30 protein-coding genes are annotated in these 25,802 nt (G+C 61.8%); 19 read left to right on the plus strand and 11 right to left on the minus strand.

The features are described 5' to 3' along the window. Positions 1 to 2 precede the first annotated feature (2 nt). Entirely contained in the window at positions 3 to 605 is a 603-nt protein-coding gene (locus J2X67_RS12070; protein ID WP_309953299.1) for a hypothetical protein, read from the minus strand. A 101-nt stretch (positions 606 to 706) separates the two neighbouring features. On the opposite strand from J2X67_RS12070, the gene J2X67_RS12075 reads away from it, so the two are divergent. The 4 genes from J2X67_RS12075 (at position 707) to J2X67_RS12090 (ending at position 2,878) form a co-directional block, all read left to right on the plus strand. Then, positions 707 to 976, plus strand: coding sequence for a holin (locus J2X67_RS12075; protein ID WP_309953301.1), 270 nt, complete (start codon positions 707 to 709; stop codon positions 974 to 976). Further along, positions 976 to 1,527, plus strand: a complete 552-nt coding sequence (locus tag J2X67_RS12080) for a glycoside hydrolase family protein (protein WP_309953303.1) — start codon at positions 976 to 978, stop codon at positions 1,525 to 1,527. Before J2X67_RS12075 ends, J2X67_RS12080 begins: the two co-directional genes overlap by 1 nt. Positions 1,528 to 1,535: 8 nt before the next feature. Beyond that, positions 1,536 to 2,060: a DUF2514 family protein gene (locus J2X67_RS27740; RefSeq protein ID WP_354328426.1), complete on the plus strand. Its 525-nt coding sequence runs from the start codon at positions 1,536 to 1,538 to the stop codon at positions 2,058 to 2,060. Positions 2,061 to 2,587: 527 nt separating this feature from the next. Beyond that, positions 2,588 to 2,878 (plus strand): hypothetical protein, encoded by a 291-nt coding sequence (locus J2X67_RS12090; protein WP_309953307.1) that lies wholly within the window; start codon positions 2,588 to 2,590, stop codon positions 2,876 to 2,878. A gap of 74 nt (positions 2,879 to 2,952) precedes the next feature. Here J2X67_RS12090 and J2X67_RS12095 read toward each other — a convergent pair whose 3' ends face one another. Then, complete coding sequence (locus J2X67_RS12095; RefSeq protein ID WP_309953309.1) at positions 2,953 to 3,210, minus strand: hypothetical protein; 258 nt, start codon at positions 3,208 to 3,210, stop codon at positions 2,953 to 2,955. Positions 3,211 to 3,435: 225 nt separating this feature from the next. Between J2X67_RS12095 and J2X67_RS12100 the strand changes: the two genes are divergently transcribed. Both J2X67_RS12100 and J2X67_RS12105 read left to right on the plus strand, forming a co-directional pair. Then, complete coding sequence (locus tag J2X67_RS12100) at positions 3,436 to 3,774, plus strand: hypothetical protein (RefSeq protein WP_309953311.1); 339 nt, start codon at positions 3,436 to 3,438, stop codon at positions 3,772 to 3,774. A gap of 428 nt (positions 3,775 to 4,202) precedes the next feature. Further along, complete coding sequence (locus J2X67_RS12105) at positions 4,203 to 4,547, plus strand: H-NS histone family protein (protein WP_309953313.1); 345 nt, start codon at positions 4,203 to 4,205, stop codon at positions 4,545 to 4,547. An 86-nt stretch (positions 4,548 to 4,633) separates the two neighbouring features. On the opposite strand, the gene J2X67_RS12110 is transcribed toward J2X67_RS12105, so the two are convergent. After that, positions 4,634 to 5,620, minus strand: a complete 987-nt coding sequence (locus tag J2X67_RS12110; RefSeq protein WP_309953668.1) for an NADPH:quinone oxidoreductase family protein — start codon at positions 5,618 to 5,620, stop codon at positions 4,634 to 4,636. 128 nt (positions 5,621 to 5,748) lie between these two features. Here J2X67_RS12110 and surE point away from each other — a divergent pair, with 128 nt between their 5' ends. Genes surE through rlmD form a run of 5 tightly spaced genes read left to right on the plus strand, consistent with a single transcriptional unit; the run spans position 5,749 to position 10,704 of the window. Continuing rightward, positions 5,749 to 6,507 (plus strand): 5'/3'-nucleotidase SurE, encoded by a 759-nt coding sequence (surE, locus tag J2X67_RS12115; protein ID WP_309953315.1) that lies wholly within the window; start codon positions 5,749 to 5,751, stop codon positions 6,505 to 6,507. Between the two features lie 2 nt (positions 6,508 to 6,509). After that, positions 6,510 to 7,283: a protein-L-isoaspartate(D-aspartate) O-methyltransferase gene (locus J2X67_RS12120; RefSeq protein ID WP_309953316.1), complete on the plus strand. Its 774-nt coding sequence runs from the start codon at positions 6,510 to 6,512 to the stop codon at positions 7,281 to 7,283. An 11-nt stretch (positions 7,284 to 7,294) separates the two neighbouring features. Next, positions 7,295 to 8,185 carry a peptidoglycan DD-metalloendopeptidase family protein gene (locus J2X67_RS12125; RefSeq protein WP_309953318.1) on the plus strand — a complete coding sequence of 297 codons (891 nt, stop codon included), beginning with the start codon at positions 7,295 to 7,297 and terminating at the stop codon, positions 8,183 to 8,185. A gap of 4 nt (positions 8,186 to 8,189) precedes the next feature. Further along, positions 8,190 to 9,191: a sigma-70 family RNA polymerase sigma factor gene (locus J2X67_RS12130; protein ID WP_309953319.1), complete on the plus strand. Its 1,002-nt coding sequence runs from the start codon at positions 8,190 to 8,192 to the stop codon at positions 9,189 to 9,191. A gap of 52 nt (positions 9,192 to 9,243) precedes the next feature. Then, positions 9,244 to 10,704: a 23S rRNA (uracil(1939)-C(5))-methyltransferase RlmD gene (gene rlmD / locus J2X67_RS12135; protein WP_309953320.1), complete on the plus strand. Its 1,461-nt coding sequence runs from the start codon at positions 9,244 to 9,246 to the stop codon at positions 10,702 to 10,704. 57 nt (positions 10,705 to 10,761) lie between these two features. Here the strand turns inward: rlmD and J2X67_RS12140 are convergent, their stop codons facing one another. Beyond that, the gene (locus tag J2X67_RS12140) at positions 10,762 to 11,463 is read right to left on the minus strand and encodes a Bax inhibitor-1/YccA family protein (RefSeq protein ID WP_309953321.1); all 702 of its coding nucleotides are present in this window, start codon (positions 11,461 to 11,463) and stop codon (positions 10,762 to 10,764) included. A 173-nt stretch (positions 11,464 to 11,636) separates the two neighbouring features. Here J2X67_RS12140 and J2X67_RS12145 point away from each other — a divergent pair, with 173 nt between their 5' ends. Then, entirely contained in the window at positions 11,637 to 12,044 is a 408-nt protein-coding gene (locus J2X67_RS12145) for a heme-binding protein (protein ID WP_028258861.1), read from the plus strand. Between the two features lie 194 nt (positions 12,045 to 12,238). Here the strand turns inward: J2X67_RS12145 and hemP are convergent, their stop codons facing one another. The 5 genes from hemP to J2X67_RS12170 all read right to left on the minus strand — a co-directional run bounded on the left by hemP (position 12,239) and on the right by J2X67_RS12170 (position 14,793). Then, positions 12,239 to 12,451: a hemin uptake protein HemP gene (gene hemP, locus J2X67_RS12150; RefSeq protein ID WP_309953323.1), complete on the minus strand. Its 213-nt coding sequence runs from the start codon at positions 12,449 to 12,451 to the stop codon at positions 12,239 to 12,241. A gap of 96 nt (positions 12,452 to 12,547) precedes the next feature. Continuing rightward, complete coding sequence (locus tag J2X67_RS12155; protein WP_309953324.1) at positions 12,548 to 12,961, minus strand: biopolymer transporter ExbD; 414 nt, start codon at positions 12,959 to 12,961, stop codon at positions 12,548 to 12,550. 5 nt (positions 12,962 to 12,966) lie between these two features. Beyond that, on the minus strand, positions 12,967 to 13,683 hold the full coding sequence (locus J2X67_RS12160; RefSeq protein WP_281150100.1) for a MotA/TolQ/ExbB proton channel family protein: 717 nt from the start codon (positions 13,681 to 13,683) through the stop codon (positions 12,967 to 12,969). A gap of 21 nt (positions 13,684 to 13,704) precedes the next feature. After that, entirely contained in the window at positions 13,705 to 14,412 is a 708-nt protein-coding gene (locus tag J2X67_RS27745) for an energy transducer TonB (protein WP_409050493.1), read from the minus strand. A 108-nt stretch (positions 14,413 to 14,520) separates the two neighbouring features. Further along, on the minus strand, positions 14,521 to 14,793 hold the full coding sequence (locus tag J2X67_RS12170; protein WP_309953325.1) for a (2Fe-2S)-binding protein: 273 nt from the start codon (positions 14,791 to 14,793) through the stop codon (positions 14,521 to 14,523). A 397-nt stretch (positions 14,794 to 15,190) separates the two neighbouring features. On the opposite strand from J2X67_RS12170, the gene J2X67_RS12175 reads away from it, so the two are divergent. The 4 genes from J2X67_RS12175 to J2X67_RS12190 are packed head-to-tail and all read left to right on the plus strand — an operon-like array spanning position 15,191 to position 19,158. Beyond that, positions 15,191 to 17,521, plus strand: coding sequence for a TonB-dependent receptor domain-containing protein (locus J2X67_RS12175; protein WP_309953327.1), 2,331 nt, complete (start codon positions 15,191 to 15,193; stop codon positions 17,519 to 17,521). 45 nt (positions 17,522 to 17,566) lie between these two features. Then, positions 17,567 to 18,253: a Fe2+-dependent dioxygenase gene (locus J2X67_RS12180; protein ID WP_309953328.1), complete on the plus strand. Its 687-nt coding sequence runs from the start codon at positions 17,567 to 17,569 to the stop codon at positions 18,251 to 18,253. Between the two features lie 39 nt (positions 18,254 to 18,292). Further along, on the plus strand, positions 18,293 to 18,592 hold the full coding sequence (locus tag J2X67_RS12185; protein WP_309953329.1) for a PepSY domain-containing protein: 300 nt from the start codon (positions 18,293 to 18,295) through the stop codon (positions 18,590 to 18,592). 11 nt (positions 18,593 to 18,603) lie between these two features. Beyond that, complete coding sequence (locus J2X67_RS12190) at positions 18,604 to 19,158, plus strand: cytochrome b/b6 domain-containing protein (RefSeq protein ID WP_309953330.1); 555 nt, start codon at positions 18,604 to 18,606, stop codon at positions 19,156 to 19,158. A 64-nt stretch (positions 19,159 to 19,222) separates the two neighbouring features. On the opposite strand, the gene bfr is transcribed toward J2X67_RS12190, so the two are convergent. Beyond that, positions 19,223 to 19,699: a bacterioferritin gene (bfr, locus tag J2X67_RS12195; RefSeq protein WP_307701845.1), complete on the minus strand. Its 477-nt coding sequence runs from the start codon at positions 19,697 to 19,699 to the stop codon at positions 19,223 to 19,225. Positions 19,700 to 19,960: 261 nt separating this feature from the next. On the opposite strand from bfr, the gene ahpC reads away from it, so the two are divergent. Both ahpC and ahpF read left to right on the plus strand, forming a co-directional pair. After that, positions 19,961 to 20,524: an alkyl hydroperoxide reductase subunit C gene (ahpC, locus tag J2X67_RS12200; RefSeq protein WP_007830764.1), complete on the plus strand. Its 564-nt coding sequence runs from the start codon at positions 19,961 to 19,963 to the stop codon at positions 20,522 to 20,524. A gap of 89 nt (positions 20,525 to 20,613) precedes the next feature. Then, positions 20,614 to 22,185 (plus strand): alkyl hydroperoxide reductase subunit F, encoded by a 1,572-nt coding sequence (gene ahpF / locus J2X67_RS12205; protein WP_309953335.1) that lies wholly within the window; start codon positions 20,614 to 20,616, stop codon positions 22,183 to 22,185. Between the two features lie 32 nt (positions 22,186 to 22,217). Here ahpF and J2X67_RS12210 read toward each other — a convergent pair whose 3' ends face one another. Then, complete coding sequence (locus J2X67_RS12210; protein ID WP_021006527.1) at positions 22,218 to 23,039, minus strand: pyruvate, water dikinase regulatory protein; 822 nt, start codon at positions 23,037 to 23,039, stop codon at positions 22,218 to 22,220. 191 nt (positions 23,040 to 23,230) lie between these two features. Here J2X67_RS12210 and ppsA point away from each other — a divergent pair, with 191 nt between their 5' ends. Beyond that, the gene (gene ppsA, locus J2X67_RS12215) at positions 23,231 to 25,624 is read left to right on the plus strand and encodes a phosphoenolpyruvate synthase (RefSeq protein WP_309953336.1); all 2,394 of its coding nucleotides are present in this window, start codon (positions 23,231 to 23,233) and stop codon (positions 25,622 to 25,624) included. Positions 25,625 to 25,802 lie beyond the last annotated feature (178 nt).

Here is a 25,802-nt window from a genome sequence, read left to right on the forward strand (position 1 = left end):
CATCAGGTCGCAAGGGCTATGAGGTCCGGACTGTTGAGCAGTTCGTCGGCAAGGCGGCGAAGCATGCGAAAGTGATTGTTTTCGAGGGGCACCTGTGTTGTCGCGCCATCGGCGTTCGTCGTGTTCAAAAGCCACAGGTGTTCTCTGAAGGCTTTCAGGTCGTCATCTGCTTCATCAACGTGAGCACCGCCATCCTTGTGTGCCGCGGCGAGCGCAACCTGCGCGCGGTTAAAAGTCACTCCGTCGCGAAAGAAAATGGCTTCATTCCACCAAGCATCGGCGGCAATCGTAGGCGAGCCCGGAGGCACTGGCGTCGGGCGGATCGTATTGCCAAAATTCTGGCCTGCGAGAAGCTCGGCATAGTCGAAGTTGTGATTCGGAGGTAATGCCCGCGCAGTGGTCGTGACCTGCAGGGTGGCTTTTTGACCGAGTTGCTTCAGCAGCGACTTGCTTTTGCCGGTGTCGTGAAAGAGGACGCGGAGGGTCACTCCGATCCGGATCGCCTCCAACCCCGAATCGTCAGAGTCAAAGGCCGCGCAAGAGTTTTTGAGGAAAACTAGCTGACGCTTCAGGTGTTCGAGCAATTCCTGCTGGGTGAGAGCCATGGTGTGTTTCGACGGTTGGTGATCGCAAATTATGCGCAGACAACCGCTGGCATCCCCCTCTAGGGTTCGACGCCGAACGCCTGCCTCGAAATCATCGGGGCATGCGAAACGAAACCATCGACACCTTGGCCGCCGTCGGCGGGAAAGCATCCGTGACCGGGGTTGGCATGACCGGCGTAGGGTGGTTCCTCTCCAACGAATTCTTCGGGCTGGTCGGCGCTCTAGTCGCCGTCGGCGGCCTGGTGCTGGCGTGGTACTACAAGCGCGAGGCCAACTACCGGCAACTGGTCGAGCACGAACTACGTGTTGCGCGCCTGCGCCGCGGCATGAAGTCGGACACCGACCTTGGCGAACTGGGCAGGGTCGACTGATGAAGAGCGTGCGCACCGCGGTTGCCGCGCTCACCCTCTCGGCCGCAGGCTTCGCTGCCTGGGTGCAGCACGAGGGCTCAGGGCTCGTTGCCGTTCGTGCGGATGGTGTGGTGGTGTTGAAGCCCTACGTTCCGACTCAGGGCGATGTGCCCACCATTGGGCACGGCTCGACTCGCTACGAGGACGGCACGCGGGTGACACTGGCGGACCCGCCGATCACGCGCCGGCGCGCCGCGGAGCTGGCGCGCAACTTGAACCTGGCCGAAGAGCGCCGCTTCGCTGAGTCGCTGCCTGGTGTGCAGCTGACGCAGGAAGAGTTTGACCTCTACATGGATTTCATTGGGCAGTACGGCATGCCCAACTGGTTGAGCTCGAGCATGCGTGGCGAGCTGCTGGCCGGCCGGACGCGCGCTGCGTGCGATGCGCTGCTGCGCTATCGCTTCCAGGCCGGTCGCGACTGCGCGTTGCCGCAGAACTGGGGCCCGAAGGGCTGCAAGGGTGTGTGGCTGCGCCAGCAGGCGAGGCACGGCGCCTGCATCGATGCCCATTAGGAGAAGCGATGCTGCCCGACCTCAAGACGCCTCTGCTGTGGATTCTCGGTGTCGCTCTCGTGGGCGCCTTGGCCACGGCCGGCGTTGAGCGCACCCGTGCTGCTGGCGCACACGCTGATGCCGCCTCGGCACAAAAGGATCTCGCCGACTACCGCGCCACGCAGGCCGAATCCGGCCGCTTGGCTGAACGGGCCGCCCGTACCCACGAACAGACCTGGCGCGCTCGCGTCGATGGAGTGATTCAAGATGGTCAAGAACAAATTGCCCGTGCTCGGGACGATGCTGATCGTGCTGGCGCTGCTGAGCGCCGGATGCGCGCACAACTCGCCGCCTTCCGCGCCGCCGTCCGTGCTGCCAGCGCAGCGCCCACCATTGCCGGCGGAAGCCCGCCAGCCGAAGCCGCCCTCGATCTGCTTACCGACCTGCTCAGCGGGAGTGGAGCGGCTCTTCGGGAACTGGGGCGATTCGCTGACGCTGCCCACGGAGCCGGCGCTATCTGTGAGCGTTCCTACGACGCAATGACGATGGAGTAGGGCGCAGGCTCAATCTCGACGCATGTCGAGCTCTATTTGAGCGTCAAGTTGTTGCTTTGCCTGGTCGCGTTTCGCCGTTGCGGCTTCGAGCGCTGATGCCAATCTGACAACCTCTCGCTCGCATTCGTCGAATTCTTCTTGACGCTTTGTCAACGTTGCTTCGTGTCGCGCATCTTGTGCCATGCTTCCCATCTCTCGGTCCTCTTCAACTGTTCGTGCTGAATGACCTTAGCACACACTTTGGCGGTGCTGGTTGTGCGCTCGCACAGTATTTCGCGAGGGCCGCTGCCGCCTTGGACGGCCCCGTTGGTCTTCAGCGATGTGGCGGCGAGGCGCGTCGGCCTGGTGAGGATCCCCTCGGTGCCGCAGCGCGGCCGGTCAATGTGATTTCTTCCCATTTCCTACTTGTCGCCGGATCGCCGTCCGACATGCTGGGTTGGGCGTCGGAATATTCTTTGAATCCCCGCGAGGGGCGATGCGGGAAGCGCCATCCCTAGAACGAAACGCATCGAACAAAGATAAAAATCATGCCTTTGCTCTACTTGCTATACCTGCAAACCGTTGCTTTGCCGAAGGTGGTGACCAGACCTGAAGACGTTCAGTATGTGAGCGTTTTGAAGGCAACGGGGCTTATCGAAGCGGACATAGCGACCGCTTTGGACCCCGTAGGCAAGTACCACGTGGCTCGGACGGCCACGGTCACCCGCATCACCGAAGACGGCATTGTTGAAATCAACAGGTTGCTCGAAACTCCGCGGCGCAATGCAAGGACACTGCAGATAGCCCGGAACATGGCGCGGCGCCCTTCATTGGCCTGAGCGCCTACGGCTAACTGAACGGCAGTCTGGTCCGGCCAACTGGCCGTCTCTCAGAGTCACCTGATCCCCCCGCGTCAATCTCTTTGAGTCTCGCGAAGGTTGAGGGCGGCCGGGTTGCTGCGCCTCCTGACCTCTCGCAAATACAAAGACTCGGCCTCGCGGGCGAGCAGCATGAGCGTGTCGCTCGCTCGCTGCTCCAGTTGAGAAACGGCGGGGCGGGTCTGGGGGCTGACCAGCTGACGTGCGACAGCGCGTTGAAACTCGATGGCCACCACACGCAAGTGGGAGGCATGCCGCCGAAGCTCCTGAAGGGTCGATAGGCGTTCATTCATTGTCCGCCTCTCGGCAATGAGCGTGCCCGTGTTGACGGTGAACGGCAGCTCCGAGTGTTCGTCAGGGCGGATCTGGCGGCAAAACTTGCCGAAAAGCCTGCAGCAAAACTGCGCCGTGCGCTCCTGGTTCCGGCCGGCCGTGGATCGAAAGAGTGAAGCAGGCCCCGTGCGAGCAGTGGCTTCATGGGGCCGATAATTTGCTTTTAGCTGCAGCCTGGAACCAACATGAGCACCTACTACGCGAGCCACGGATTTAGCACCAACGATGTGTCAGGAGCGTTTGCGGTTGGCGTGCTGCGCGACCTGCATGTGAACGCACACGCTTTTCAAGGCTTTCCGTCAATTTCGATTCGAGACACCGAGGATGGATTCGATGTTTGGCTCGAGTTGGGTGGTCTCACCTCCGCAGTGCTGACGGTCCCCTTCAAAGAAGGAAAAAAGCTCGCAAAGGATTTTCAGAAGAAGCGCGAACTCTCGTCCGAATGGATGGGTAAGTTGCAGACGTTACTTGCCGCAATGGAGGGTGCTTATGGAAGCCGAAAGAGGGCAGAAGGCGTGTTGTAAAGTGCGGGAACGGAGGCTCGGCAGCCCGCGCCAGAGCGCATCGAAAAGTCTGATACAGTTCCCACAGGCACAGTCAGAACCCGCATGGATGTTGGTTTGTCACTACAGATTGTGATTCTGGTCGTCGTGGGTTCGAGTCCCATCAGCCACCCCAAAATACTTCCCTGACTGCTATTGCGCAATAGCGTCGTGGGGACCACAACGCCGGGCCAGTCCCGGCGTTGTCATTTCTGGCCGTTGTTGCCGTTGGGGCTTAACCCCTTGTATTCCTTCTTTTTGTTCGATAAAAGCGTCCGGATCTGGTGCGTTTTTTCATTGTGCGCCGTCGCGAGCCGCCGCCACATCCCGGGTTTTTCTTGTAGCGGCATGCTTGTTTTAAATTGGAACTGAATTAAAATCCGCCCGTTTCCAATTTTCAGGAGTCCATAATGGCTTCGACCCTTGCCGATATCAATTCCCAGATCAAGAAGCACGACGAACTGATTGCGCAATTGCGCAAGCAGGCGGAAGACCTTCGCAACCAAGAACGTGCGGGCGTCATTGAAGAGGTGCGCAAGAAGATCGCGGAATACGGTTTGACCGCTTCGGATCTGAAACTCAGCGCACGCGGTGTGTCGGTCAAGCGCGGCAACGCGGCTCCCGGAACCAAGTCAGCGGCTAAATACCGCGGCCCGAGCGGCGAAACCTGGTCAGGTGGCCGTGGCCGCAAGCCGCGTTGGGTTACCGAAGCTCTGGCGGCCGGCAAGTCGCTTTCCGAGTTCGAGATCAAGTAAGCGTTCCAAAGGGCGCTTGCCAATAAAAAAGCCCGCGTCTGCGGGCTTTTTTATTGCGTGAGTGGAACCAACCGGGCGGGGCACGCTCAGTTCACCATGACGAGTTTTCCTTTCACCCCACGTGAGCCCATGTGGGCGTAGGCCGCTTTCAATTGCGCCATGGGCATGGTGCTGTCGATCACTGGCTTGATCTTTCCCTGACCGTACCACTGCGCCAATTCGGCCATCATTTGTGCATTGGCCTTGGGCTCGCGCTTGGCGAAATCGCCCCAGAACACGCCGACCAGCGACGCGCCTTTCAGCAGCGTGAGATTCAATGGCAACGATGGAATCGGACCCGAGGCAAAGCCAACCACCAAATAGCGGCCGCGCCAGCCGATCGAGCGAAATGCCGGCTCGGCAAAATCGCCGCCCACGGGGTCGTAAATGATGTCCGGGCCCTTGCCATCGGTTGCAGCCTTGATGGCCTCCCGAAAACCGTTTGGAAGCGCGTGCGTCGTGTAGTTGATGGTGACGTCTGCTCCAATGGAACGGCAAAGCTCGCATTTCTCGTCGGTAGAGGCGGCCGCAATCACTTTTGCACCGGCAGCCTTTGCAATTTGTATGGCTGCGGTGCCAACACCGCCAGCTGCGCCAAGCACGAGCACGGTTTCGCCGGCTTTCAGTTGCGCCCGGTCCATCAGTGCATGCCACGATGTGGCATAGATCATGATGAACGCCGCGGCGTCGACGTGGCCAAAGCCTTCGGGCAACGGCATGCAAAGCGCTGCCGGTGCCAGGGTATGCGTTGCAAAGCCGCCAGTGCCCGAAAGGCACGCCACGTTCTGTCCGACCGAAAGGTGAGTCACGCCTTCGCCCACCGCCTGGACGATGCCAGCGTATTCCGAGCCCGGCACAAATGGCAGGGGCGGCTTGATCTGATATTTGTTCTGGACGATCAGCAGATCGGGAAAATTCAGGCTGGCGGCCCTGATTTCGATCAGCACCTGGCCCGGACCCGGCGTTGGTGTGGGCAGTTCTTTCCAGGTCAGCGCATCGACGCCGGTGGGGTTTTCGCAAAGCCATGCGTGCATGCTCGGGTCTCCTTGGATGAGTCGTGTGTGGGCAATGAATGCGAGGCGATGATAGGGGGCGCGGCAGGGCGCCGTTGTCCCTGCTGCGACGCACCCGCCGCCTACAATCCGGGTCACCGAAAAGCACCATGAAGATACTAATTTCCAATGACGATGGCTTTCAGGCACCGGGCATCGTCGCATTGCACGACGCCCTGAAAGACATCGCCGATGTCGAGGTGGTTGCACCCGAGCACAACAACAGCGCCAAGTCGAATGCGCTCACCCTGGCTGCGCCGCTTTACGTGCACAAGGCCCACAACGGTTTTCGCTACGTCACGGGCACGCCGGCCGATTGCGTTCATATCGCGCTCAAGGGTCTGCTCGGCTACCGCCCCGACCTGGTGGTGTCGGGCATCAACAACGGCGCCAACATGGGCGACGACACCATCTACTCGGGCACCGTCGGAGCGGCCATGGAGGCCTACCTGTTCGGCATTCCGGCCATTGCCTTCTCGCAAATCGAAAAGGGCTGGGCGCATGTGGATGCGGCTGCACAGGTGGCACGCCGCCTGGTGCAGCAGATCGAGCGCGAGCGCTTGCTCGATGGCGGCGCTTTCCTGCTCAACGTGAATGTGCCCAACCGGCCCCTGGAGGAACTCAAGCCGACCAAGGTTTGCCGGCTCGGCCGCCGGCACGCGGCCGAAAAGGTAATTACGCAGGAAAGCCCGCGTGGCGACACGATGTACTGGATTGCGGGCGCGGGCAGCGCCAAGGACAGCGGCGAGGGCACCGACTTTCACGCAACCGCTGCCGGCCATGTCGCGTTGACGCCGCTGCAGATCGACCTGACCGATCACGCCAACCTGGGGCAATGGCGCGAGACGGTTGCCCGTCTCGGCAATTGAGCATGGCCACGCAACGGCCTGGTTTTCCTGTTCGCCTGACACCCACCGCTTCAGCCGCCACGAGGGGGCGCCTGCCCGCCGTGCCGGCAAAGCCGATGGTGCCGGCCACGCCTTCAATGGCTTCCGACGCCGTGCGTGCGCGCATGGTGCAGAAACTTGCCGCGCAAGGCATTACCGACCCTCGCGTGCTGCGCGCGCTGGGCGCGGTGGAGCGGCATCGTTTTGTCGACAGCGCCCTGGTCAACCAGGCGTATGAAGACACGAGCCTGCCCATCGGCCTGGGTCAGACCATTTCCAAACCCAGCGTGGTGGCTCGCATGATCGAACTCCTGCTGGGTGCGCCCGCACTCGCAGGCAAGCCGCAAGACCGCCTTGGCCGCGTGCTCGAAATCGGCACCGGCTGCGGCTACCAGGCTGCGGTACTGAACCACGTGGCCGCAGAGGTCTACAGCATCGAGCGCTTGCGCGGGCTGCACGAGCGTGCGCGCACCAACCTGCGCCACTTCCGGCTTGCAACCGTGCACCTCATGCTTGGCGACGGCATGGTCGGCTACGCCAACGGTGCGCCATACGCAGGAATCATTGCCGCCGCGGGTGGCGAAGCGGTCCCGCAAGCCTGGACCGAACAACTCGCCGTGGGCGGACGCATCGTCGCGCCCACGCAATCGGCCGGGGGCGGACAGGCCCTCGTCGTCATCGATAAAACCGCCCGTGGACTGGAGCGCCGCATTCTTGAGGCGGTTCACTTTGTCCCCCTAAAATCGGGCATCGCTTGAAGGAACAACAAATGCAGGGTTTTGGCAATCGGAGTTGGTGCGCTGGTATCACGTTGGCCGTTGTGCTCGTGATCGCGGGCTGCGCCGCACCGCGGGGGCCGGCGCCGGTCGAAGACCGAGGCACGATGACGCGCGCGCCCAATTCGGTATCCGGCGGCCCGCTCATCACCACCGATGCATCGGGCAAGCCGCTCCCCGGCATCGAGAACTATGGCAAGCCAGGCTATTACGCGGTGCGCCCTGGTGACACCATTCGCCGCATCGGAAACGAAACCGGTCAAAGCTGGCAGAACATCGTTCGCTGGAACAATCTAGAGAACCCCGACCTGATCGAAGTCGGCCAGGTGCTGCGCGTGGTTCCTCCGGTGGGTCCGACGTCCACCACGGTGGCGGCTGCGGCCGCCCCCACGGAAGGTGCCGTCACCAAGCCCGTGACTCCGCCTGCGGTACTGCCCGCGTCGCCCGCGAGTGCGGCGGCCAGCAAGCCGGCAGTCACTGCATCCCCGTCGGCACCTTCCGCAAATTCGGGTGACGAGGATCTCGGCTGGATCTGGCCTGCACACGGTACGCTCATCGCAGGTTTCGACGACGCCAAGAACAAAGGCTTCGATATCGGCGGCAAGGCGGGCGATGCAGTCCTGGCCGCGGCCGACGGCCGCGTCGTCTATGCAGGCGCGGGTTTGCGTGGCTATGGCAACCTCATCATCCTGAAGCACAACAACACCTACCTCACGGCGTACGCGCACAACCAGACGCTGCTCGTGAAGGAAGACCAGTCGGTGCAAAAGGGCCAGAAGATCGCCGAAATGGGCAACAGCGACGCAGACCGCGTCAAGTTGCACTTCGAAATTCGTCGCCAGGGCAAGCCTGTCGATCCGGCGCGCTACCTTCCGAGCCGGTAATGCCATGGCTGCCTCTCGCCCCCGTCGCACACTGCCTGTGCGCGGGTCGGCGGGCCGAGGCGGAGCAGCACAAAACAATCAAGAGATCGCCCCTGCAAATCGTGGTCGCGCAGCCGCAGACGTGGCTGCAGTTGCCGGACCCGTCGGCGGCGAAGGCGCGGATGCGCTGACGATTTACCTGCGACAGGTGCGGCGCACCGAACTCTTCACCCCTGAAGAGGAATACCGGACTGCTTGCTCCGCGCGAGCCGGCAATTTTGCGGCTCGGCAGTCGATGATCGAGCACAACCTGCGACTGGTTGTGAACATCGCCAAGGCGTATCTGGGCCGCGGCGTGCCACTCTCCGACCTCGTCGAGGAAGGCAATCTGGGCCTGATGCACGCCATCACCAAGTTCGAACCCGAGCGTGGTTTTCGTTTTTCAACCTATGCGACATGGTGGATTCGGCAATCGGTCGAGCGCGCGGTCATGACGCAATCGCGCGCAATACGCCTGCCTGTGCACGTGGTGCGCGAACTGCAGCAGGTGCTGCGGGCCCGCCGCACGCTCGAAGGCGATTCAGGTTTCCTGTCGCGCCGACCCGACGGTGTGCGCGTGGAAGATATCGCCGCGTTTCTGGGGCGCGAGGTTCAGGCGGTTGCGGAGCTGTTGGCGCTTGCGGAGGCTCCGCGCTCGCTCGATGGCGGCGATGCGCATGGCGATGAAGGCTTTACCCTGGCCGACACCGTGGCGTCCGACGACGAGGGGGGCGACCCCACCGACGTCACCCACACCCATGAGGTCGAGCGTCTGCTCGATAAGTGGGTTCACGCCCTTGACGCACGTGAGCGAGAGGTGCTCGAAGGCCGCTATGGCCTGCATGATCGGGAGCCCGAAACGCTCGAGGTGCTGAGCGTTCGACTCGGCCTGACGCGGGAGCGGGTGAGGCAGATCCAGAACGAGGCGCTCGCCAAGATGCGCCGCCAGCTGATCCGATCCGGAGTGGGACGCGATGCCTTGTTCTAGGCTGATCCGTCGAGGTACGGGGAAGCGCGGCCGGCGCTGAGACAATCGGGGAATGACGGAATCCATCGAAGAAAAGAAAGTCCCCACCAAAGCTCCCGGGAAGACGCCGGCGACCGCTCCCGATGAATGGCTCAAGGTCGAATCGCTCGACCTGGACGCACAGGGCGTTGCGCACAATGCCGAAGGCATGGTCGTGTTCATTGAAGGCGCGCTGCCTTTCGAGGAAGTGCAGTTCAACGTTCACCGGCGCAAGAACAACTGGGAGCAAGGCACGGTCACGGCCATCCGGCGTGAATCGTCGCAGCGCGTCCAGCCGGGTTGCCCGCATTTCGGTTTGCACACCGGCGCTTGCGGCGGCTGCAAGATGCAGCACCTGGATGCGGCCGCGCAAGTGGCTGTAAAGCAGCGGGCCCTGGAAGACAACCTGTGGCACCTCGGCAAGGTAAAGCCCGAGAACGTGCTGCGGCCAATGGAAGGGCCGGCATGGCATTACCGCTATCGCGCCCGGCTGTCGGTACGCCACGTGATCAAGAAGGGGACGGTGCTGATCGGCTTTCACGAGCGCAAGAGCCGTTATCTTGCAGACATGCAGGTCTGCCCGGTGCTGCCGAAGCAGGTCAGCGACATGCTGATGCCGTTGCGCGCACTTATCGGCTCGATGGATGCCCGCGAGACCTGTCCGCAGATCGAACTCGCCTGCGGCGATGCGCCCGGCACCACAGCGCTTGGCACCATCGCCCTGGTGCTCCGGCACCTGGAGCCCCTGTCCAATGCCGACATCGACCGGTTGAAGGCCTTTGCGGCGCAGAACGCCGGAGTGCAGTGGTGGCTGCAGGCCAAGGGCCCCGAAACAGTGAAGCTGCTGGAAGAGGGTGGTACGCCGCTGTCGTACGAACTGCCCGAGTTCGGCGTCACCATGCCTTTCAAGCCGACGGACTTCACGCAGGTCAATCCGCACATCAATCGCGCGCTCGTGGGCAAGGCGCTGCGTCTTCTCGATGTGCAGCCGCAAGAGCGCGTGATCGACTGGTTCTGCGGGCTGGGCAATTTCACCTTGCCATTGGCCAGCCGGGCGCGCGAGGTGCTGGGTATTGAGGGCAGCGGCACCCTGGTTGCACGTGCTGGAGACAACTTCAAGAAGAATCAGCCAGCGACACCGGCCCGGCGGGCGCTTTCGCCTACCCGCTTTGTCGCGCGCAATCTCTTCGATATGACGCCCGCCATGCTCGTGGCGGATGGCAGTGCCGATAAGTGGCTGGTCGACCCGCCGCGCGAAGGCGCCTTCGCGCTCGCCAAAGCGATGGCCGATTTGCATCTGCAGCCGGAATTGAGGACGAGCGGCTGGACGCCGCCAAAGCGGATTGTGTATGTGAGCTGCAATCCGTCCACCCTTGCGCGGGACGCCGGCCTGCTTGTGCATCAGGCCGGATACCGCTGCACCTTTGCCGGCGTGATCAACATGTTTCCGCATACGGCGCACGTGGAGTCGATTGCGGTGTTCGATCTGGCATGAAAAAGGGCCCCTCAGGGCCCTTTTCAATTGGCGCCGAAGGCGCCGCTCGTTCGAAGATCAGTCGCGTTCGCCGCCGGCAATTCCCAGCAGTGCCAGCAGGCTCTGGAACACGTTGAACAGGTCGAGGTAAAGCGCGAGAGTGGCGCTGATGTAGTTGGTTTCGCCGCCGTCCATGATCTGCTTCAGGTCATAGAGCATGAAAGCCGAGAAGATGGCGATGGCTGCCACCGAGATGGCCATCATGCCGGCGCTCGAACCGACGAAGACGTTGATGATGGAGCCCACCATCAGCACCATGGCGCCCACGAAGAGCCACTTGCCCATGCCGGACAGGTCGCGCTTGATCACCGTGGCCAGCGATGCCATGACGAAGAACACGCCGGCGGTGCCGCCGAAGGCAGTCATGATGAGTTCGGAACCGTTCTTGAAGCCGAGCACCATCGCGATAAGGCGCGAGAGCATGAGGCCCATGAAGAAGGTAAAGGCCAGCAGCACAGGCACGCCGGCGGCCGAGTTCTTGGTTTTCTCGATGGCGAACATGAAGCCGAAGGCGCCGCCGAGGAAAACGATGAGGCCCAGGCCGCCCGTAAGGGAGCGGGTAATGCCGGTGCTGACGCCGATCCAGGCGCCCAGCACGGTAGGTAGCAAGCTCAACGCAAGCAGCCAGTAGGTGTTGCGCAGGACGCGTTGGCGCTCAGCCTGCGGCAGCACCTGGCCGTAGCCGGTGGAAGTGTCGAGGGTGGTAACGCGGTCGTTCATGGCCGTAGCTCCTTTGGTTGCTGCAATGACGCAGTTGGGCGCATTCTAGGGGGCTGCAAGAGGGGGGCGATACAAAGACCGTATGGATGATGGTCCTAAGAGCGGCAGGGCCCACCGCTCCATTGGCCCTTTGGCCGTTATGCTCTTGGCTTTTACAGCAACCGACGCCCAATATGAAGACCAAGTCCTTCCTCGAACTCGCCGACGTCAAGGCCATTGCCGCGGCTGCCGAAGCAGAAGCCCTCAAGAACAATTGGGCTGTGACCATTGCGATTTCCGACGATGCCGGCAACCTGCTGTGGCTCCAGCGCCTGGACGGGGCTGCGGCCCTGTCTTCGCATATTGCCCCGGCCAAAGCCCATACGGCGGCCATGGGTCGCCGCGAAAGCAAGGTCTACGAAGACATCATCAATGGCGGCCGCACTGCGTTTCTCACGGCGCCTGCGGTGCAGGGCTTGCTGGAGGGCGGCGTGCCCATCGTGAAGGACGGCCAGGTCATCGGCGCCGTTGGTGTAAGCGGCGTGAAGTCGAATGAAGATGCCCAGATTGCCAAGGCGGGCATCGCAGCGCTCGGCCTCTGAGCATCGCCCCTGTGCGCTGTTCAGTGCGCGAGGCAAAACGCCGACTTGCAGGTCGGCGTTTTCTTTTTCGGGTGCTCAGCGTGAAAAAAAGCTTGGCTAGTCGGCGAACCGTTGGCTAGCAAAAAACGACCCTTCGGAGATGAATCTCCTGGAGTCGCCCCACGATGAAACTTGCGTGAAGGGCGGGCTGATGCTTACTTGGTAAGAATCAGCTTGCCGAGTTTGGTTGCCTGCAGACGATAGAGAGAACCGTTGTGCATGATGCCCACGGTCTTGCTCCCCTTGAGAAGCTCCGTGCTCTCGACCATCGGCGCCGGGCGGGAAGCCTGGATGGACGCATGTCCGCCACCCGATTGGTCGAGCGACGGATGGCTCAGAACAGAAAAGGTGTTCGGTTTGGCTTGCATCTGAAAATCCTCTTATCGAAGCGATGAGTGAATGATAATGATTCTCAATAAAAAGTCAATCGCGTCGATCAGGTTTTTTAATAAACCTTCAGCGGCTCACTTGGCGTCGGGTTCGGTGATGAAGCCGATCTTGCGTACGCCCGCCTCCCGCGCTGCCGACATGGCCTTGGCTACGCGTTCGTAGCGAACCTCTTTGTCGCCGCGAATGTGCAGCTCGGGTTGCGGGTTCTTGGCGGACTCGGCGGCGAGCCGGCCAGGCAACTCGGCGTCGGCGATCTTCTGCTCGTTCCAGTAGTAGCTCCCGTCGGCGGAAATGCTGAACAGGATGTTCTCCGGCTTGGCCTGTTCGGGCTCGCTCGTGGCGCGCGGCAGGTCGATGTTGACTGCGTGTTTCATCACCGGCACGGTGATGATGAAGATGATGAGGAGCACCAGCATGACGTCGACCAGCGGCGTCATGTTGATCTCGTTCATTACCTCATCGGGTTCGTCCTGGGTGCCAAAAGCCATGATGCTCAGCCCTTCTTCAGCGGAACCACGATGGCGTCGCCGCTGCCGCTTTGCACGCGTGCGCCGGTCACGAAGTAGGCGTGCAGGTCATGGGCAAAGCTGTTGAGCTTGGTCAGCACGAACTTGTTGCCGCGGACCAGCGCGTTGTAGCCCAGCACTGCCGGAATCGCCACCGCCAGACCCAGCGCCGTCATGATCAAAGCTTCGCCGATCGGGCCCGCAACCTTGTCGATAGTCGCCTGGCCAGCAGAGCCGATGCTCATGAGCGCGTGGTAGATACCCCAGACGGTGCCGAACAGGCCGATGAACGGAGCAGTCGAACCGACGGAAGCCAGAATGGCGAGGCCGGTTTGCAGGCGCGCCGTGAACGCATCGATACCGTTGCGCAGGGCGCGCGTGATCCAGTCGCTTACATCGAGCGCGTCGTGCAAGTGAGCCTTTGTGTTGCGATGGTGCGCAGCCGCCTCGCGGCCTTCGAGTGCCAGCGCGCGAAACGGGTTGCTGTCGTCCTTGCCGAGCTTGTTCAATGCGGTGGCGAAATCTTCGCTGTGCCAGAAGTCCTGCGAGTGCTTGGCAAGGCGCTTGTATTTGATGACATCGAGGGCCTTGATGATGATCACGATCCACGACGCCAGCGACATGCCGATCAACAGCACCGCGACGGCCTTGGTGACGAAATCGCCCTGGTTCCAGACGTTCATCAAGCCGAATTGGGAATCCATACAAAGTTGCTCCAGAGAAAATTAGTTCAGTTTGAATGAGAAAGGCGCCCGCAGCAGGTAGGTCGTCTGCGCGTTCCCTCCTGTTTGCCTGAAGGGCGTGACCTGGGCGGTTCGGGCGGCACTCAGCGCTGCCTCGTCCAGGCGTTCGAATCCGCTGGATTTGTAGAGTTCGACCCGTTTGGCGAAGCCTTCGCTGTCGAAGTAGATCGAGACGACGGTGGTTCCCGACTCGCCGAGGCGTTTGCTCATGCTAGGAAATACCAGCTTGGGCTCTCTGACGTAGCGGGTCTGGCCCTCAGAGATCTCGATCATTCGCGGCGCCGGCGGCGCGGGTGGCGCCGGCGGCGGAGCGGGCGGCGCAGGCGGTGCCGGAGCTTCGACCGGAGGTGCAGGCGGAGGCGGCTCGGTCACGCCCACGGGGGCGCTTGGTGCGGGCGTCGGCTTCGGTTCGCGTATTGCCACCGGCCTGGGAGGAGGCTTGACCGCTTCAGGCTTGCGTTGCGGCGGGGGCGGGGGCGGAGGGGGAGGTGGCGGCGGAGCGGGCTTGGGCGGCTCGACGAACTGGCTCAATATTTCGACGGGAATCACCACTTCGGCAGCTCGACGCAACAGGCCGCTTTGGAGCGCCCAGAGCGCTGCTGCATGAAACAGGATCACGCCTCCGGCAATGAGTGCGTTGCGCGAAAGGCCCAGAACGGAGGGTGGGGGAGCAAAGCGGTCAGACACGATCAACCAATTCGAATGCGGACACGCGTGGAGCGTGCCCCGATTGCAGCAAAACCGCTACGACTACTGTTTACTTACGAAAGATCCACCAGACCGAGCCTGCGACAAGAATCAGGCTGCCGCCGAGCGCCGAGAAGAGTTCCATGCCTTGCTTTCCGAAATGGAGGTGGCAAGCTGGATCGCACTCGTTCCCGATTCGCGGTTCAACGCGGCGACAGGATGCGAGGCACTGCATTGCGCAACGATGTCTCGCGCACAGCCTTCACATTGGCCACATTGGGTGGCCACGCCAAGCTCGAATTGGACTTCGTCGAAAGTCAGGCCCGCCCGCACGTGACGTGCGATTTCACGGTCGGAGACTCGGCGGCAGACGCAAACGATCATGGCGGTGAAAGCAGCAGTTGGCTGGCTGGTTTGGTTCGGACAATTATAAATACGAATCTCTCGCATTTTCAATAACTATCCCGGCGAGAGGCCTTTCGCAGTGTTTTGGGAGCAAGTCGCATTTTCGCCACAGCGAATCTAAGTGCGAATGATTACGACTACGTTCGAACTACACTCCAGCCAAATTTTCGGCAAGCCAAGCACTTCGACCGCGCGTCGTCGGACCCAGCCAGCCATTCAAAACTAGCCGTTTCCTGGCTTTCTGGAGGTTATCTTGGCCAATGTCGCCCGTCAGCGCGCTCGCATGTCGCGCTCCGTGTCTTCCTCAGTTATTGCGGCGGGCGCCGCGACAGGCGGGCTGCCGCGAGAAGCGGCAATGCTTCCTTTTGGAGCCTTGATGCTTGCCGCCTCCGTCAGTAGCTGGGCGCAAACGGCGCCGACAACAGTGCAGGGCGGAACGCTTGGCACCATCACGGTCACCGAACAGGCGGAGACGCAGGGCAAGGACCAGGTCCAGACCAAGAAAACCAACATTGGCAAGGGGACGCAAGAGATTCGCGATATTCCGCAGTCGATCAACGTCATTACCGAGAAGCTGATCGACGACGTCAAGCTCGATACCCTCAAGGATGCCTTGCACTATTCGGCCGGCATTACCTTTGCGGCGACTGAAAACGGGACAGACCAGGACATTCGGCTGCGTGGTTTTCCGGTGGCGACGGTTGGCGACCTGCTGATCGACGGCATGCGCGACCCATCGCAATATGACCGCGACACTTTCAACCTCGAGCGCATCGAGGTGCTGCGCGGTTCAGCTTCGATGATTTTCGGACGCGGCTCCACAGGTGGCGTGATCAACCAGGTCTCCAAGAAGCCGCTGCTTGCAGACCAGACGGATGTGGAGGCCACTGCGGGCACGCGCGGCTACTACCGCACGACGGCCGACTTCAACGTGCGCACCGGCGAAACATCGGCACTGCGAATCAACGCGATGTGGAACAAGGCCGACAACGGCGGCGCCAAGATCGACAAATACGGCATTGCGCCTTCGTACAGTTGGGGCATTGGCACGGACAACGAATTCACGGTGGGGCTGTTCCACCTGAACGTCGACAACGTTCCGTTGTCGGCGGTTCGCTGGGTGGCCACCGGCCGGCAGGGCATTACCGGCTACACCGCGGCCGGTGTACCAACCATCGGCAGCCTGGGAACCCTTGCACCGGTGAAGCCGGGCAGCTTTTACGGCACCGCTGCCGACAAGGTCCTCGGCAAGGCCACTTACGGAGCGGCCTCATGGCTGCATCGCTTCGACGACGGCGGCGAGCTGCGCACGCAGGTGCGATCGGGCACCTTCGACCGCAACCAGTGGTCTACCGCCGCAGGCGCCAGTACCACGCTAGGCGCCCCCACCACGCTGGCCAACTTCAGCGAATACACGTTGCTCACGCGCAGCGGCCTCACGCCGCGCAAGGACGAGTACAAGGGCACTTACTTGCAAAGCGACTACAGCAAGGAGTTGAACTGGGGCGGCGTAAAACACCAATTGCTGGCCGGTGTCGACGCCTCGAAGGAAGAGGCGAGCCGCTACCAGAACGACGCCTTCTTCAACAACAGCTTCCGCGGGCGGGCGCTGGGCTCGCGAGCCAACACCTTCGTCGGCACGCCAAACGATGGCGCAGGCTTGAGTGGCACTTTCGTCGAGCCGGTGTACCGCGATTCGAGCGCCTATTCCGCGAAATCGATTGGCGTCTATCTGCAGGATCTGGTTCAGGTTGCGCCCGACTGGAAAGTTCTGGGTGGCCTGCGCTACGACCGGCTCAGCGGCGATTTCGACCAGTACAACTATTCGAACCCGGCGTGCGTGAGACCGACTCCGGCCCCCCGCGGCTATACGCAAACGGCGAACTGCAGCGATCCTCGTGAACGCTATTCCGCCGGAAGCCCGTTGCCAACCGTCACCAGCACCCACTTGTCCCAAGGTGCCTGGAGCTACCGCGCCGGCGTTCTGTACCAGCCCTCGACCACGCAGTCGTATCACCTGTCGTACAGCACCTCGTTCAACTCGTCGGCCGACACCTATCAGTATGTGTCGCCCCAGACCGCGGGGACCCCGCCGGAGAAGAGCCGCAACATCGAACTGGGCGCCAAGCTCGACTGGCTCGATGGCAAGCTCTCAACGCGCGCCGCCATCTTCCGCACGGAAAAGACCAACGAGCGCACCACCGACTCGGACTTTGCAGGGAGTTCCTATCTGTTGTCGGGCAAGCGCCACTCCCAGGGCCTTGAGCTGGACGTGGTGGGCCGCCTCACGTCGCAGTGGGAGGTTTATTTCTCGTACTCCTACATCCCGACGGCAACCATCGACAAGGTCGGCAGCACTGCCACTCCGGGAACGGTTGGTTCGCGTGTGGGCCTGACGCCCAAGCACAGCGGAGCCGCATGGGTCAGCTACCAGGCCACGCCCAAGTTCCGCATTGCGGGGGGCGTGCGCGGCGCGTCCGAGAACCGGCCGCTGCAAGGCGCCAGCGGCGCCGCCAGCCTGGCCAACAGCACACCCGGCTATGTTGTCGGCGACATGATGCTCGAGTACAAGTTCACGCCCGATCTGTACGCACAGCTCAACATCAACAACGTGACGAACAAGCTCTATGGCGATCAGCTCTACCCCGGCTTTGCCATTGCCGGCGCGAAGCGCACTGTGCTTGTAACGGTTGGAGCGCGGTTCTAAGGCCTGTTGAGTTTCTAGAATAGCCAAAGCAGTTCTTCCTTTCACATGCTCTTGCACATTCGCGAAGTGCTCTCGCCCGACGAGGTTCGTCAGGCGAGGGAAATTCTGGGCCAAGCTCCCTGGGAGGACGGCCGCCTGACCGCGGGCGAGCAGTCCGCCAAGGCGAAGAACAATGAGCAGTTGCGGGAGGACTGCGAAGAGACCCGCGCCGTTCAGCAACTGCTGCTGCGCGGCCTGGAGCGGCACCAGGTTTTCTTCTCGGCTGCGCTGCCGAAGCAGATTTCACCGCCGCTGTTCAATCGCTACGGCGGTGCGTCCAACAGCTTTGGCAATCACGTTGACAGCGCGGTTCGTTTTCTTCGCGACGGTTCGGGGCGGGTGCGCACGGATATTTCGTGCACCGTGTTCCTGGCCGAACCCGATGAGTACGACGGCGGCGAACTCGTGATCGAAGACACGTTCGGCGTGCAGCGAGTCAAGCTGCCGGCCGGAGACATGGTGCTCTATCCGGGCACCAGCGTTCATCGCGTGTTGCCGGTAACGCGGGGCTTTCGCACTGCCAGCTATTTCTGGATCCAGAGCATGGTGCGCAGCGACGAGCAGCGCCGCCTGCTGTTCGACATGGACAACCACCTGCGGCATCTTCGCAGCCAATTTGGTGAGACAGACCCCGGCGTGATCGGTCTCACCAGCACGTACCACAACCTGCTGCGCATGTGGCTCGACGTTTGAGCCGCTGCGTGGTGCCTGCAAACGCCAGGAGATTCATTCATGAACAAGTCACTTCTTTTTGCCGCGGCCACTGCAACTGCAATTCTCTGGTCAGCGTCCGCATCTGCTCAGTTCGTCGACCACGACGCCGTCAAATGCGCTGCGTTGCCCAAGGAAGAAATGCGCCCGCAAATGGAATTGCAGCGCAAGCTAACCGGCGAAGGCTGGAAGGTTCGCCAGATCAAGAACTTCAACGGCTGCTACGAGGTTTACGGCTTCGACGAAAAGGGCCAGCGCACTGAAGCATTCTTCGATCCCAAGACCTTCGAGAAGGTCGGACAGGTGAAGCAGCCATCCTGAGGATGCGCGAGATGCGTGCGGTTCCGGCGCGTCCGTCGGCGCAAGTCTGGGCGTTCTGGCTGCGCGCAACACATTGGGCACTGGTCATGGCCATTGCTATGGCGTGGTTCAGTGGAGAAGGGCTGCTGCGGCAGCACGAGCTGGCGGGCTACGCGGCGCTGGCCCTGATTGCCGGCCGCTGCATCGGCGGGTGGCTGGGCGGGCGCTATGCAAGGTTCAAGCAGTTTGTGCGGGCGCCCTCGCAGGTGCTGCGCTATGCGGCCGACGTGCTCGCACGGCGCGAGAAGCGCTACCTTGGCCACAACCCTCTTGGCGGCTGGATGGTCATTGCCCTGCTTGCCACGGTAACGGCTGTCGGCGTTACGGGCTGGATGTATACGCTCGATATGTTCTGGGGATTGGCGTGGGTGGAATGGCTCCACCGCACATTGGCCTGGACACTGGTGGCACTGATCGCCCTGCATCTGGCCGGGGTGGCCTTCACGAGCTGGCGGCACAGGGAAAACCTGGTCGGCGCCATGCTCAGCGGGCGCAAGCGTCCTGAAGAGCCGGGCGACGTAGCCTGACGGCTACGCCTGCCATGTCGGAAAGCTGGAGAAGTTGAAGGCTGCTCCGCAGCCCCGCCGAAATTCAGCCGAGCTCGCCCATCTGCGATTGCAGGTAGTTCTGCAACCCGACCTTGTCGATAAGGTCGATCTGGGTTTCGAGAAAGTCGATGTGCTCTTCCGTGTCGTCCAGGATTTCTTGCAGCAGATCGCGTGAAACGTAGTCGCGAACCGTTTCGCAATAGGCGATGCCGTCCTTGATGGTTGCTTGCGCACCGGTTTCGGCGCCCAGGTCGCAGCCCAGCAGTTCGGGCACGTCTTCACCGATGTTCAGCTTGCCAAGATCCTGCAGGTTGGGCAGGCCGTCGAGCATGAAGATGCGGTCCATCAGCTTGTCGGCGTGCTTCATTTCGCCGATCGACTCTTCATATTCCTTCTTGGCCAGCTTGTCCAAACCCCAATGCTTGAGCATCCGGTAGTGGAGGAAGTACTGGTTGATTGCAGTGAGCTCGTTCTTGAGCTGCGCCTGCAGGTGTTCGATGACCTTGGGGTCGCCCTTCATGATTATTTTCCTTGTTCTGAAAGTAGGGATTGTGAGAGGGGCGAGCGAGCTCTTGCAAGCAATCCCATGCTGCACTGGTCTGCATGCGTTTGATGGTGATACACGTTCGTATTCGACGGCGGGGCGAAGGTGGCCGCGCCTTTGTCTTTCATAGGTCGCAGTGATGCAGTTGATAGTTCATTACTATCACTTTATCCTATTTGGTAGTTATACTCATGGCTCGCAGTTTTTTTGTCCACCCGCAGCATCCAAGGAATCAACATGTCCCTGATCAACACCCAAGTCCAACCGTTCAAGACCCAGGCCTACCTCAACGGCAAGTTCATCGATGTGTCCGACGAGACGCTCAAGGGCAAGTGGTCCGTGCTGATCTTCATGCCGGCGGCCTTCACCTTCAACTGCCCGACCGAAGTCGAAGACGCGGCCGATAACTACCCCGAGTTCCAGAAGCTGGGTGCCGAGGTCTACATCGTGACCACCGACACGCACTTCTCGCACAAGGTCTGGCACGACACGTCGCCTGCCGTCGGCAAGGCCAAGTTCCCGCTGGTGGGCGACCCCACCCACACGCTGACCAACGCTTTCGGCGTGCACATTCCTGAAGAAGGCCTGGCGCTGCGCGGCACGTTCGTGATCAACCCCGAAGGCATCATCAAGACCGCCGAGGTGCACTCCAACGAAATCGCTCGCGACGTCAAGGAAACCCTGCGCAAGCTGAAGGCAGCTGTCTACACCGCCGCCCATCCGAACGAAGTCTGCCCGGCCAAGTGGAATGAAGGCGACAAGACCATCGCCCCCTCGTTCGACCTCGTCGGCAAGATCTAAGCGTCCCGCGCGAAAGCCCGGGCGCTCACGAGGCCCCGGGCTTTTTTGCCCCCAGTTGATAGTTTTCAGTTATCGAAAGAGAGTCCCTCATGCTCGACGCCAGCACCAAAGCCCAATTGAAGAGTTACCTCGAACGCGCCACGCAGCCGATCGAGATCGTCGCCTCGCTCGACGACAGCAAGGCCTCGGGCGAAATGCTGTCGCTGCTGAAGGACGTTGCAGAAGCGTCGCCGCTGGTCAAGCTGACCGAAAGCCGCGACGACAACCATCGCAAGCCTTCTTTCTCGGTCAACCGCCCGAGCGAGAACCACGGCCCGCGTTTTGCCGGCCTGCCGATGGGCCATGAATTCACGTCGCTGATCCTTGCGCTGCTGCAGATCGGCGGCTATCCCCCGAAGGTCGAAGAAGCCGTGCTGGAGCAGATCCGCGCGCTCGACGGCGACTTCGAGTTCGAGATCTATGTCTCGCTCACCTGCCACAACTGCCCCGACGTAGTGCAGGCGCTGAACCTGATGGCCATTCAGAACCCGCGCATCCGCACGACGATGATCGAGGGCGGCACCTTCCAGGAAGAAGTGAAGGAACGCCAGGTGATGGCGGTGCCTACGGTGTTCCTGAATGGCACCGAGTTTGGCCAGGGTCGCATGAGCCTGGAAGAAATCCTCGCCAAGATCGACACCAGCGGTGTCGAACGCGAGGCGAAGAAAATTGCCGCCAAGGACCCGTTCGACGTGCTGATCGTTGGCGGTGGTCCGGCAGGTGCCGCGGCTGCCGTGTATGCGGCGCGCAAGGGTATCCGCACCGGCGTGGCATCGGAGCGCTTTGGGGGGCAGGTGCTCGACACGCTCGGCATTGAAAACTTCATCTCGGTGAAGGAAACCGAAGGGCCCAAGTTCGCCCATGCGCTTGAAGAGCACGTGCGCGACTACGACGTCGACATCATGAACCTGCAGCGCGCCAAGGCGCTGGTTCCGGGCAAGGACCTCATCGAAGTGCAACTCGAGAGCGGCGCCTCGCTTAAAAGCAAGTCGATCATCATCTCGACGGGCGCACGCTGGCGCAACATCAACGTGCCCGGCGAGCATGAGTTCAAGAACAAGGGTGTGGCTTATTGCCCGCACTGCGACGGCCCGCTGTTCAAGGGCAAGCGCGTCGCGGTCATCGGCGGCGGCAACTCGGGTGTTGAAGCGGCCATCGATCTGGCCGGTATCGTCGGCCACGTCACGCTGATCGAGTTCGACACCGCGCTGCGTGCCGACGCCGTGCTGCAGCGCAAGCTCAAGAGCCTGAAGAATGTCGACGTGTTCACCAACGCGCAGACCACCGAGATCACCGGCGACCAGAAGGTCAATGGCCTGGTCTACAAGGACCGCGCGACGGGCGAACTGAAGAAGGTCGAGCTCGAGGGCGTGTTCATCCAGATCGGCCTGGTGCCCAACACCGATTGGCTCAAGGGAGTGGTCGAACTGACGAAGCACGGGGAGATCGTGGTCGACGCGCGGGGACAGACCTCGGTGCCTGGCGTGTTCGCGGCAGGCGATGTGACCACCGTACCGTTCAAGCAGATCATCATCGCGGCCGGCGACGGCGCCAAGGCCGCGCTGGGTGCGTTCGATCACCTGATCCGGACCTCTGCCCCCGTGGAGCAGGCCGCGGCGTAAAGACCGGCCGAGGCGGCCGGCTGACGGCCGCCTCAGTACGTCAGCCGTTCGGGCTTCAGTTCCTGCAGGATGGTGGTGGCAATTTCCTCGATCGACTTGGTCGTGGTCGAGAGCCATCGGATGCCGGCCCGGCGCATCATGGCTTCGGCTTCGCTTACCTCATTGCGGCAGTTTTCGAGGCTGGCATAGCGCGAATCCGGTCGGCGTTCATTGCGGATCTGGCTCAGCCGCTCGGGCTGGATGGTGAGCCCGAAAATCTTCTTGCGATGGGGCATCAGCGCCGGCGGTAACTGTCGGCGCTCGAAATCTTCCGGAATCAGAGGGTAGTTGGCCGCTTTCAGGCCGTGCTGCATGGCCAGGTAGAGCGAGGTCGGCGTCTTGCCGCTGCGGCTCACGCCCACCAGGATCACGTCCGCCCCCTCGAGGTCGCGGTTGCTCTGGCCGTCGTCGTGTGCCAGGCTGAAGTCGATGGCCGCTATGCGGGCGTCGTACTCCTTGCTCTTGCTAACGTCGCTGAAGCGGCCGATGCGGTGGTTCGACTTCACCGCCAGTTCAATCTCGAGCGGGCGCACAAAGGTGCCGAACATGTCGAGCAGCATGCCTTTGCAGCCGGTTTCGATCACCTCCAGCACTTCCATGTTGGCCAGCGTCGTGAAGACGATGGGGCGCACGCCCTCAAGTTCGGCCGTGTGGTTGATCTGCCGTACTGCCTGGTGCGCCTTGTCGACCGTGTCGGTAAAAGGCAGCCGAACATGGCGCGGTTTCATCTCGAACTGGGCGAGCACGGCGTTACCGAAAGTTTCGGCAGTGATGCCGGTGCCGTCTGAAATGAAGAAAACAGTGCGTGTATGCATGGTGTAGCTCTCGCGGCCTTGTCCTGCGGCGCGTGCAATCTCGCCACGCCTACAATCCGGGCCATTATCGGGAATCCGCTTTCCCTCGACCCAATTCTTTCCATGCACGCCGCGCCAGCACCCAAAGCAACGACAACGATCGTGCTGCCCCGCCTGCATGCAGCACCGGTTTCAACTTCTGGAGCTTTCCCATGTCTGCACTTTTCGACGCGACCGCCCTGGTCGTACCGTTTGAAAACCTGAGGATGACCGACGTCGAGTCGGTCGGCGGCAAGAACGCCAGCCTCGGCGAAATGATCTCGCAGCTGCCCCAGGGCGTGCGGGTGCCCACGGGTTTTGCGACCACGGCCCACGCATTCCGCCAGTTCCTGGCCCATGACGGATTGGCCGACAAGATCAGCAAGCGCCTTGCGGCCCTGGACACCGACGACGTGCGGGCGCTGGCCGTCGCGGGCGCCGAGATTCGCGCCATGGTCGAGGCCCAGCCTTTCCCGGCCGATCTGCAGAAAGCCATTGCCGACGCTTTTGCGAAGCTGAGCGCAGGCAATCCGGCCGCGTCGTTTGCGGTGCGTTCCTCGGCTACCGCCGAAGATCTGCCGGACGCTTCGTTCGCAGGTCAGCAAGAGACCTTCCTCAACGTGGTCGGCATCGACGACGTGCTGCACAAGATGAAGGAGGTCTTCGCCTCTCTCTACAACGACCGCGCAATCAGCTACCGCGTTCACAAGGGCTTTGCGCACGACGTGGTCGCGCTCTCGGCGGGTGTGCAGCGCATGGTCCGCTCCGACCTGGGCGCCGCCGGCGTGATGTTCACCATCGACACCGAGTCGGGCTTCGAAGACGTGGTGTTCATCACCTCGAGCTACGGTCTGGGCGAAACGGTGGTGCAGGGCGCCGTGAACCCCGACGAGTTCTACGTGCACAAGCCGACGCTGCGCGCCGGCAAGAAGGCCGTGATCCGCCGCAACCTGGGCTCCAAGCTAATCCAGATGGAGTTCGCGACGCCCGAAGAGAAAAAGGCCACCGGCAAGCTGGTGAAAACCACCGACGTCAAGGCCGAGCAGCGTAACCGCTACTCGTTGAGCGACGCGGACGTCGAACAGCTCGCCAAATACGCGCTGGTCATCGAGGAGCATTACGGCCGTCCCATGGACATCGAATGGGGCAAGGACGGCACCGACGGGCAACTCTACATCCTGCAGGCAAGGCCTGAAACCGTGAAGAGCCAGCAGCAGGGCAAGGCCGAGCAGCGCTACAAGCTGCTGGGCAAGGGGGCAGTGCTGGCCGAAGGCCGTGCCATTGGCCAGAAGATCGGCACCGGCCCTGTGCGGCTCGTGCATAACATCAGCGAGATGGACAAGGTGCAGGCCGGCGACGTGCTGGTCACCGACATGACCGACCCCAACTGGGAGCCGGTGATGAAGCGCGCCGCCGCAATCGTCACCAACCGGGGCGGGCGCACCTGCCACGCAGCCATCATTGCGCGCGAACTCGGTATTCCGGCCGTGGTGGGCTGCGGCGACGCCACCGACCTGTTGAAGGAAGGCACGCTGGTGACCGTGAGCTGCGCCGAGGGCGACACCGGCTTCATCTACGACGGCTTGCTTGAAACCGAAGTGACCGAAGTGCAGCGCGGCGTGATGCCCGAGATCGACATCAAGCTCATGATGAACGTCGGCAACCCTCAGCTGGCGTTCGACTTCGCGCAGTTGCCAAACCATGGCGTGGGCCTGGCGCGGCTCGAGTTCATCATCAACAACAACATCGGTGTGCACCCGAAGGCCATCCTCGACTATCCGAATGTCGACAACGACCTGAAGAAGGCCGTCGAGTCGGTGGCTCGCGGCCATGCCTCGCCGCGCGCGTTCTACGTGGACAAGGTGGCCGAAGGCATTGCAACCATTGCCGCGGCCTTCTGGCCCAAGCAGGTGATCGTGCGCCTGTCGGACTTCAAGTCGAACGAGTACCGCAAGCTGATCGGCGGCAGCCGCTACGAGCCGGAAGAAGAAAATCCGATGCTCGGCTTCCGCGGCGCAGCCCGCTACTTGAGCAAGGATTTCGGCGAGGCCTTTGCCATGGAATGCGAGGCGCTCAAGCGCGTTCGCAACGACATGGGGCTGACCAACGTGCAGATCATGGTGCCTTTCGTGCGCACGCTGGGCCAGGCCGAGCGCGTGACCACGCTCCTCGGCGAGCACGGCCTGAAGCGCGGCGAGAACGAGCTCAAGCTGATCATGATGTGCGAGGTGCCGAGCAACGCCGTCCTGCCCGAGGAGTTCCTGAAGTTCTTCGACGGCTTCTCTATCGGCTCGAACGACCTGACCCAGCTCACGCTCGGCCTTGACCGCGATTCAGGCCTCGAACTACTGGCAGCTGACTTCGACGAGCGCGATCCGGCGGTCAAGGCCTTGCTGAGCCGGGTCATCAAGGCCTGCAAGGCCGAAGGCAAGTACGTTGGCATCTGCGGCCAAGGCCCCAGCGACCATCCGGACTTTGCACTTTGGCTCGCGGAACAGGGAATCGAGTCGATTTCTCTGAATCCGGACAGCGTCATCGACACCTGGCAACAGCTCGCCAAGCGCTGAACCTTACGGAGGGAGGCGGGGCTTGCACCCGCCTTCGGCAACTCGCGGGAACTCCCCATTGGGGAAATTCCCGCCTTCGCGCTGGGTAAATGAATCAAAATGTGTTCTTAATGTCAAACTTGTGACCTCATAAGTTGGGCAATTCGCTTGCGGTATTGCGCATGGCGAAAAACGCTCG

Source organism: Variovorax sp. 3319, assembly GCF_031456585.1.
Taxonomy (GTDB): domain Bacteria; phylum Pseudomonadota; class Gammaproteobacteria; order Burkholderiales; family Burkholderiaceae_C; genus Variovorax; species Variovorax paradoxus_P.

Coding starts and splice junctions, on each gene's coding strand:
- J2X67_RS12070 (WP_309953299.1), bottom strand. CDS start 605: ATGGCTCTCACCCAGCAGGAATTGCTCGAACACCTGAAGCGTCAGCTA.
- J2X67_RS12075 (WP_309953301.1), top strand. CDS start 707: ATGCGAAACGAAACCATCGACACCTTGGCCGCCGTCGGCGGGAAAGCA.
- J2X67_RS12080 (WP_309953303.1), top strand. CDS start 976: ATGAAGAGCGTGCGCACCGCGGTTGCCGCGCTCACCCTCTCGGCCGCA.
- J2X67_RS27740 (WP_354328426.1), top strand. CDS start 1,536: ATGCTGCCCGACCTCAAGACGCCTCTGCTGTGGATTCTCGGTGTCGCT.
- J2X67_RS12090 (WP_309953307.1), top strand. CDS start 2,588: ATGCCTTTGCTCTACTTGCTATACCTGCAAACCGTTGCTTTGCCGAAG.
- J2X67_RS12095 (WP_309953309.1), bottom strand. CDS start 3,210: ATGAATGAACGCCTATCGACCCTTCAGGAGCTTCGGCGGCATGCCTCC.
- J2X67_RS12100 (WP_309953311.1), top strand. CDS start 3,436: ATGAGCACCTACTACGCGAGCCACGGATTTAGCACCAACGATGTGTCA.
- J2X67_RS12105 (WP_309953313.1), top strand. CDS start 4,203: ATGGCTTCGACCCTTGCCGATATCAATTCCCAGATCAAGAAGCACGAC.
- J2X67_RS12110 (WP_309953668.1), bottom strand. CDS start 5,620: ATGCACGCATGGCTTTGCGAAAACCCCACCGGCGTCGATGCGCTGACC.
- surE (WP_309953315.1), top strand. CDS start 5,749: ATGAAGATACTAATTTCCAATGACGATGGCTTTCAGGCACCGGGCATC.
- J2X67_RS12120 (WP_309953316.1), top strand. CDS start 6,510: ATGGCCACGCAACGGCCTGGTTTTCCTGTTCGCCTGACACCCACCGCT.
- J2X67_RS12125 (WP_309953318.1), top strand. CDS start 7,295: ATGCAGGGTTTTGGCAATCGGAGTTGGTGCGCTGGTATCACGTTGGCC.
- J2X67_RS12130 (WP_309953319.1), top strand. CDS start 8,190: ATGGCTGCCTCTCGCCCCCGTCGCACACTGCCTGTGCGCGGGTCGGCG.
- rlmD (WP_309953320.1), top strand. CDS start 9,244: ATGACGGAATCCATCGAAGAAAAGAAAGTCCCCACCAAAGCTCCCGGG.
- J2X67_RS12140 (WP_309953321.1), bottom strand. CDS start 11,463: ATGAACGACCGCGTTACCACCCTCGACACTTCCACCGGCTACGGCCAG.
- J2X67_RS12145 (WP_028258861.1), top strand. CDS start 11,637: ATGAAGACCAAGTCCTTCCTCGAACTCGCCGACGTCAAGGCCATTGCC.
- hemP (WP_309953323.1), bottom strand. CDS start 12,451: ATGCAAGCCAAACCGAACACCTTTTCTGTTCTGAGCCATCCGTCGCTC.
- J2X67_RS12155 (WP_309953324.1), bottom strand. CDS start 12,961: ATGGCTTTTGGCACCCAGGACGAACCCGATGAGGTAATGAACGAGATC.
- J2X67_RS12160 (WP_281150100.1), bottom strand. CDS start 13,683: ATGGATTCCCAATTCGGCTTGATGAACGTCTGGAACCAGGGCGATTTC.
- J2X67_RS12170 (WP_309953325.1), bottom strand. CDS start 14,793: ATGATCGTTTGCGTCTGCCGCCGAGTCTCCGACCGTGAAATCGCACGT.
- J2X67_RS12175 (WP_309953327.1), top strand. CDS start 15,191: ATGCTTGCCGCCTCCGTCAGTAGCTGGGCGCAAACGGCGCCGACAACA.
- J2X67_RS12180 (WP_309953328.1), top strand. CDS start 17,567: ATGCTCTTGCACATTCGCGAAGTGCTCTCGCCCGACGAGGTTCGTCAG.
- J2X67_RS12185 (WP_309953329.1), top strand. CDS start 18,293: ATGAACAAGTCACTTCTTTTTGCCGCGGCCACTGCAACTGCAATTCTC.
- J2X67_RS12190 (WP_309953330.1), top strand. CDS start 18,604: ATGCGTGCGGTTCCGGCGCGTCCGTCGGCGCAAGTCTGGGCGTTCTGG.
- bfr (WP_307701845.1), bottom strand. CDS start 19,699: ATGAAGGGCGACCCCAAGGTCATCGAACACCTGCAGGCGCAGCTCAAG.
- ahpC (WP_007830764.1), top strand. CDS start 19,961: ATGTCCCTGATCAACACCCAAGTCCAACCGTTCAAGACCCAGGCCTAC.
- ahpF (WP_309953335.1), top strand. CDS start 20,614: ATGCTCGACGCCAGCACCAAAGCCCAATTGAAGAGTTACCTCGAACGC.
- J2X67_RS12210 (WP_021006527.1), bottom strand. CDS start 23,039: ATGCATACACGCACTGTTTTCTTCATTTCAGACGGCACCGGCATCACT.
- ppsA (WP_309953336.1), top strand. CDS start 23,231: ATGTCTGCACTTTTCGACGCGACCGCCCTGGTCGTACCGTTTGAAAAC.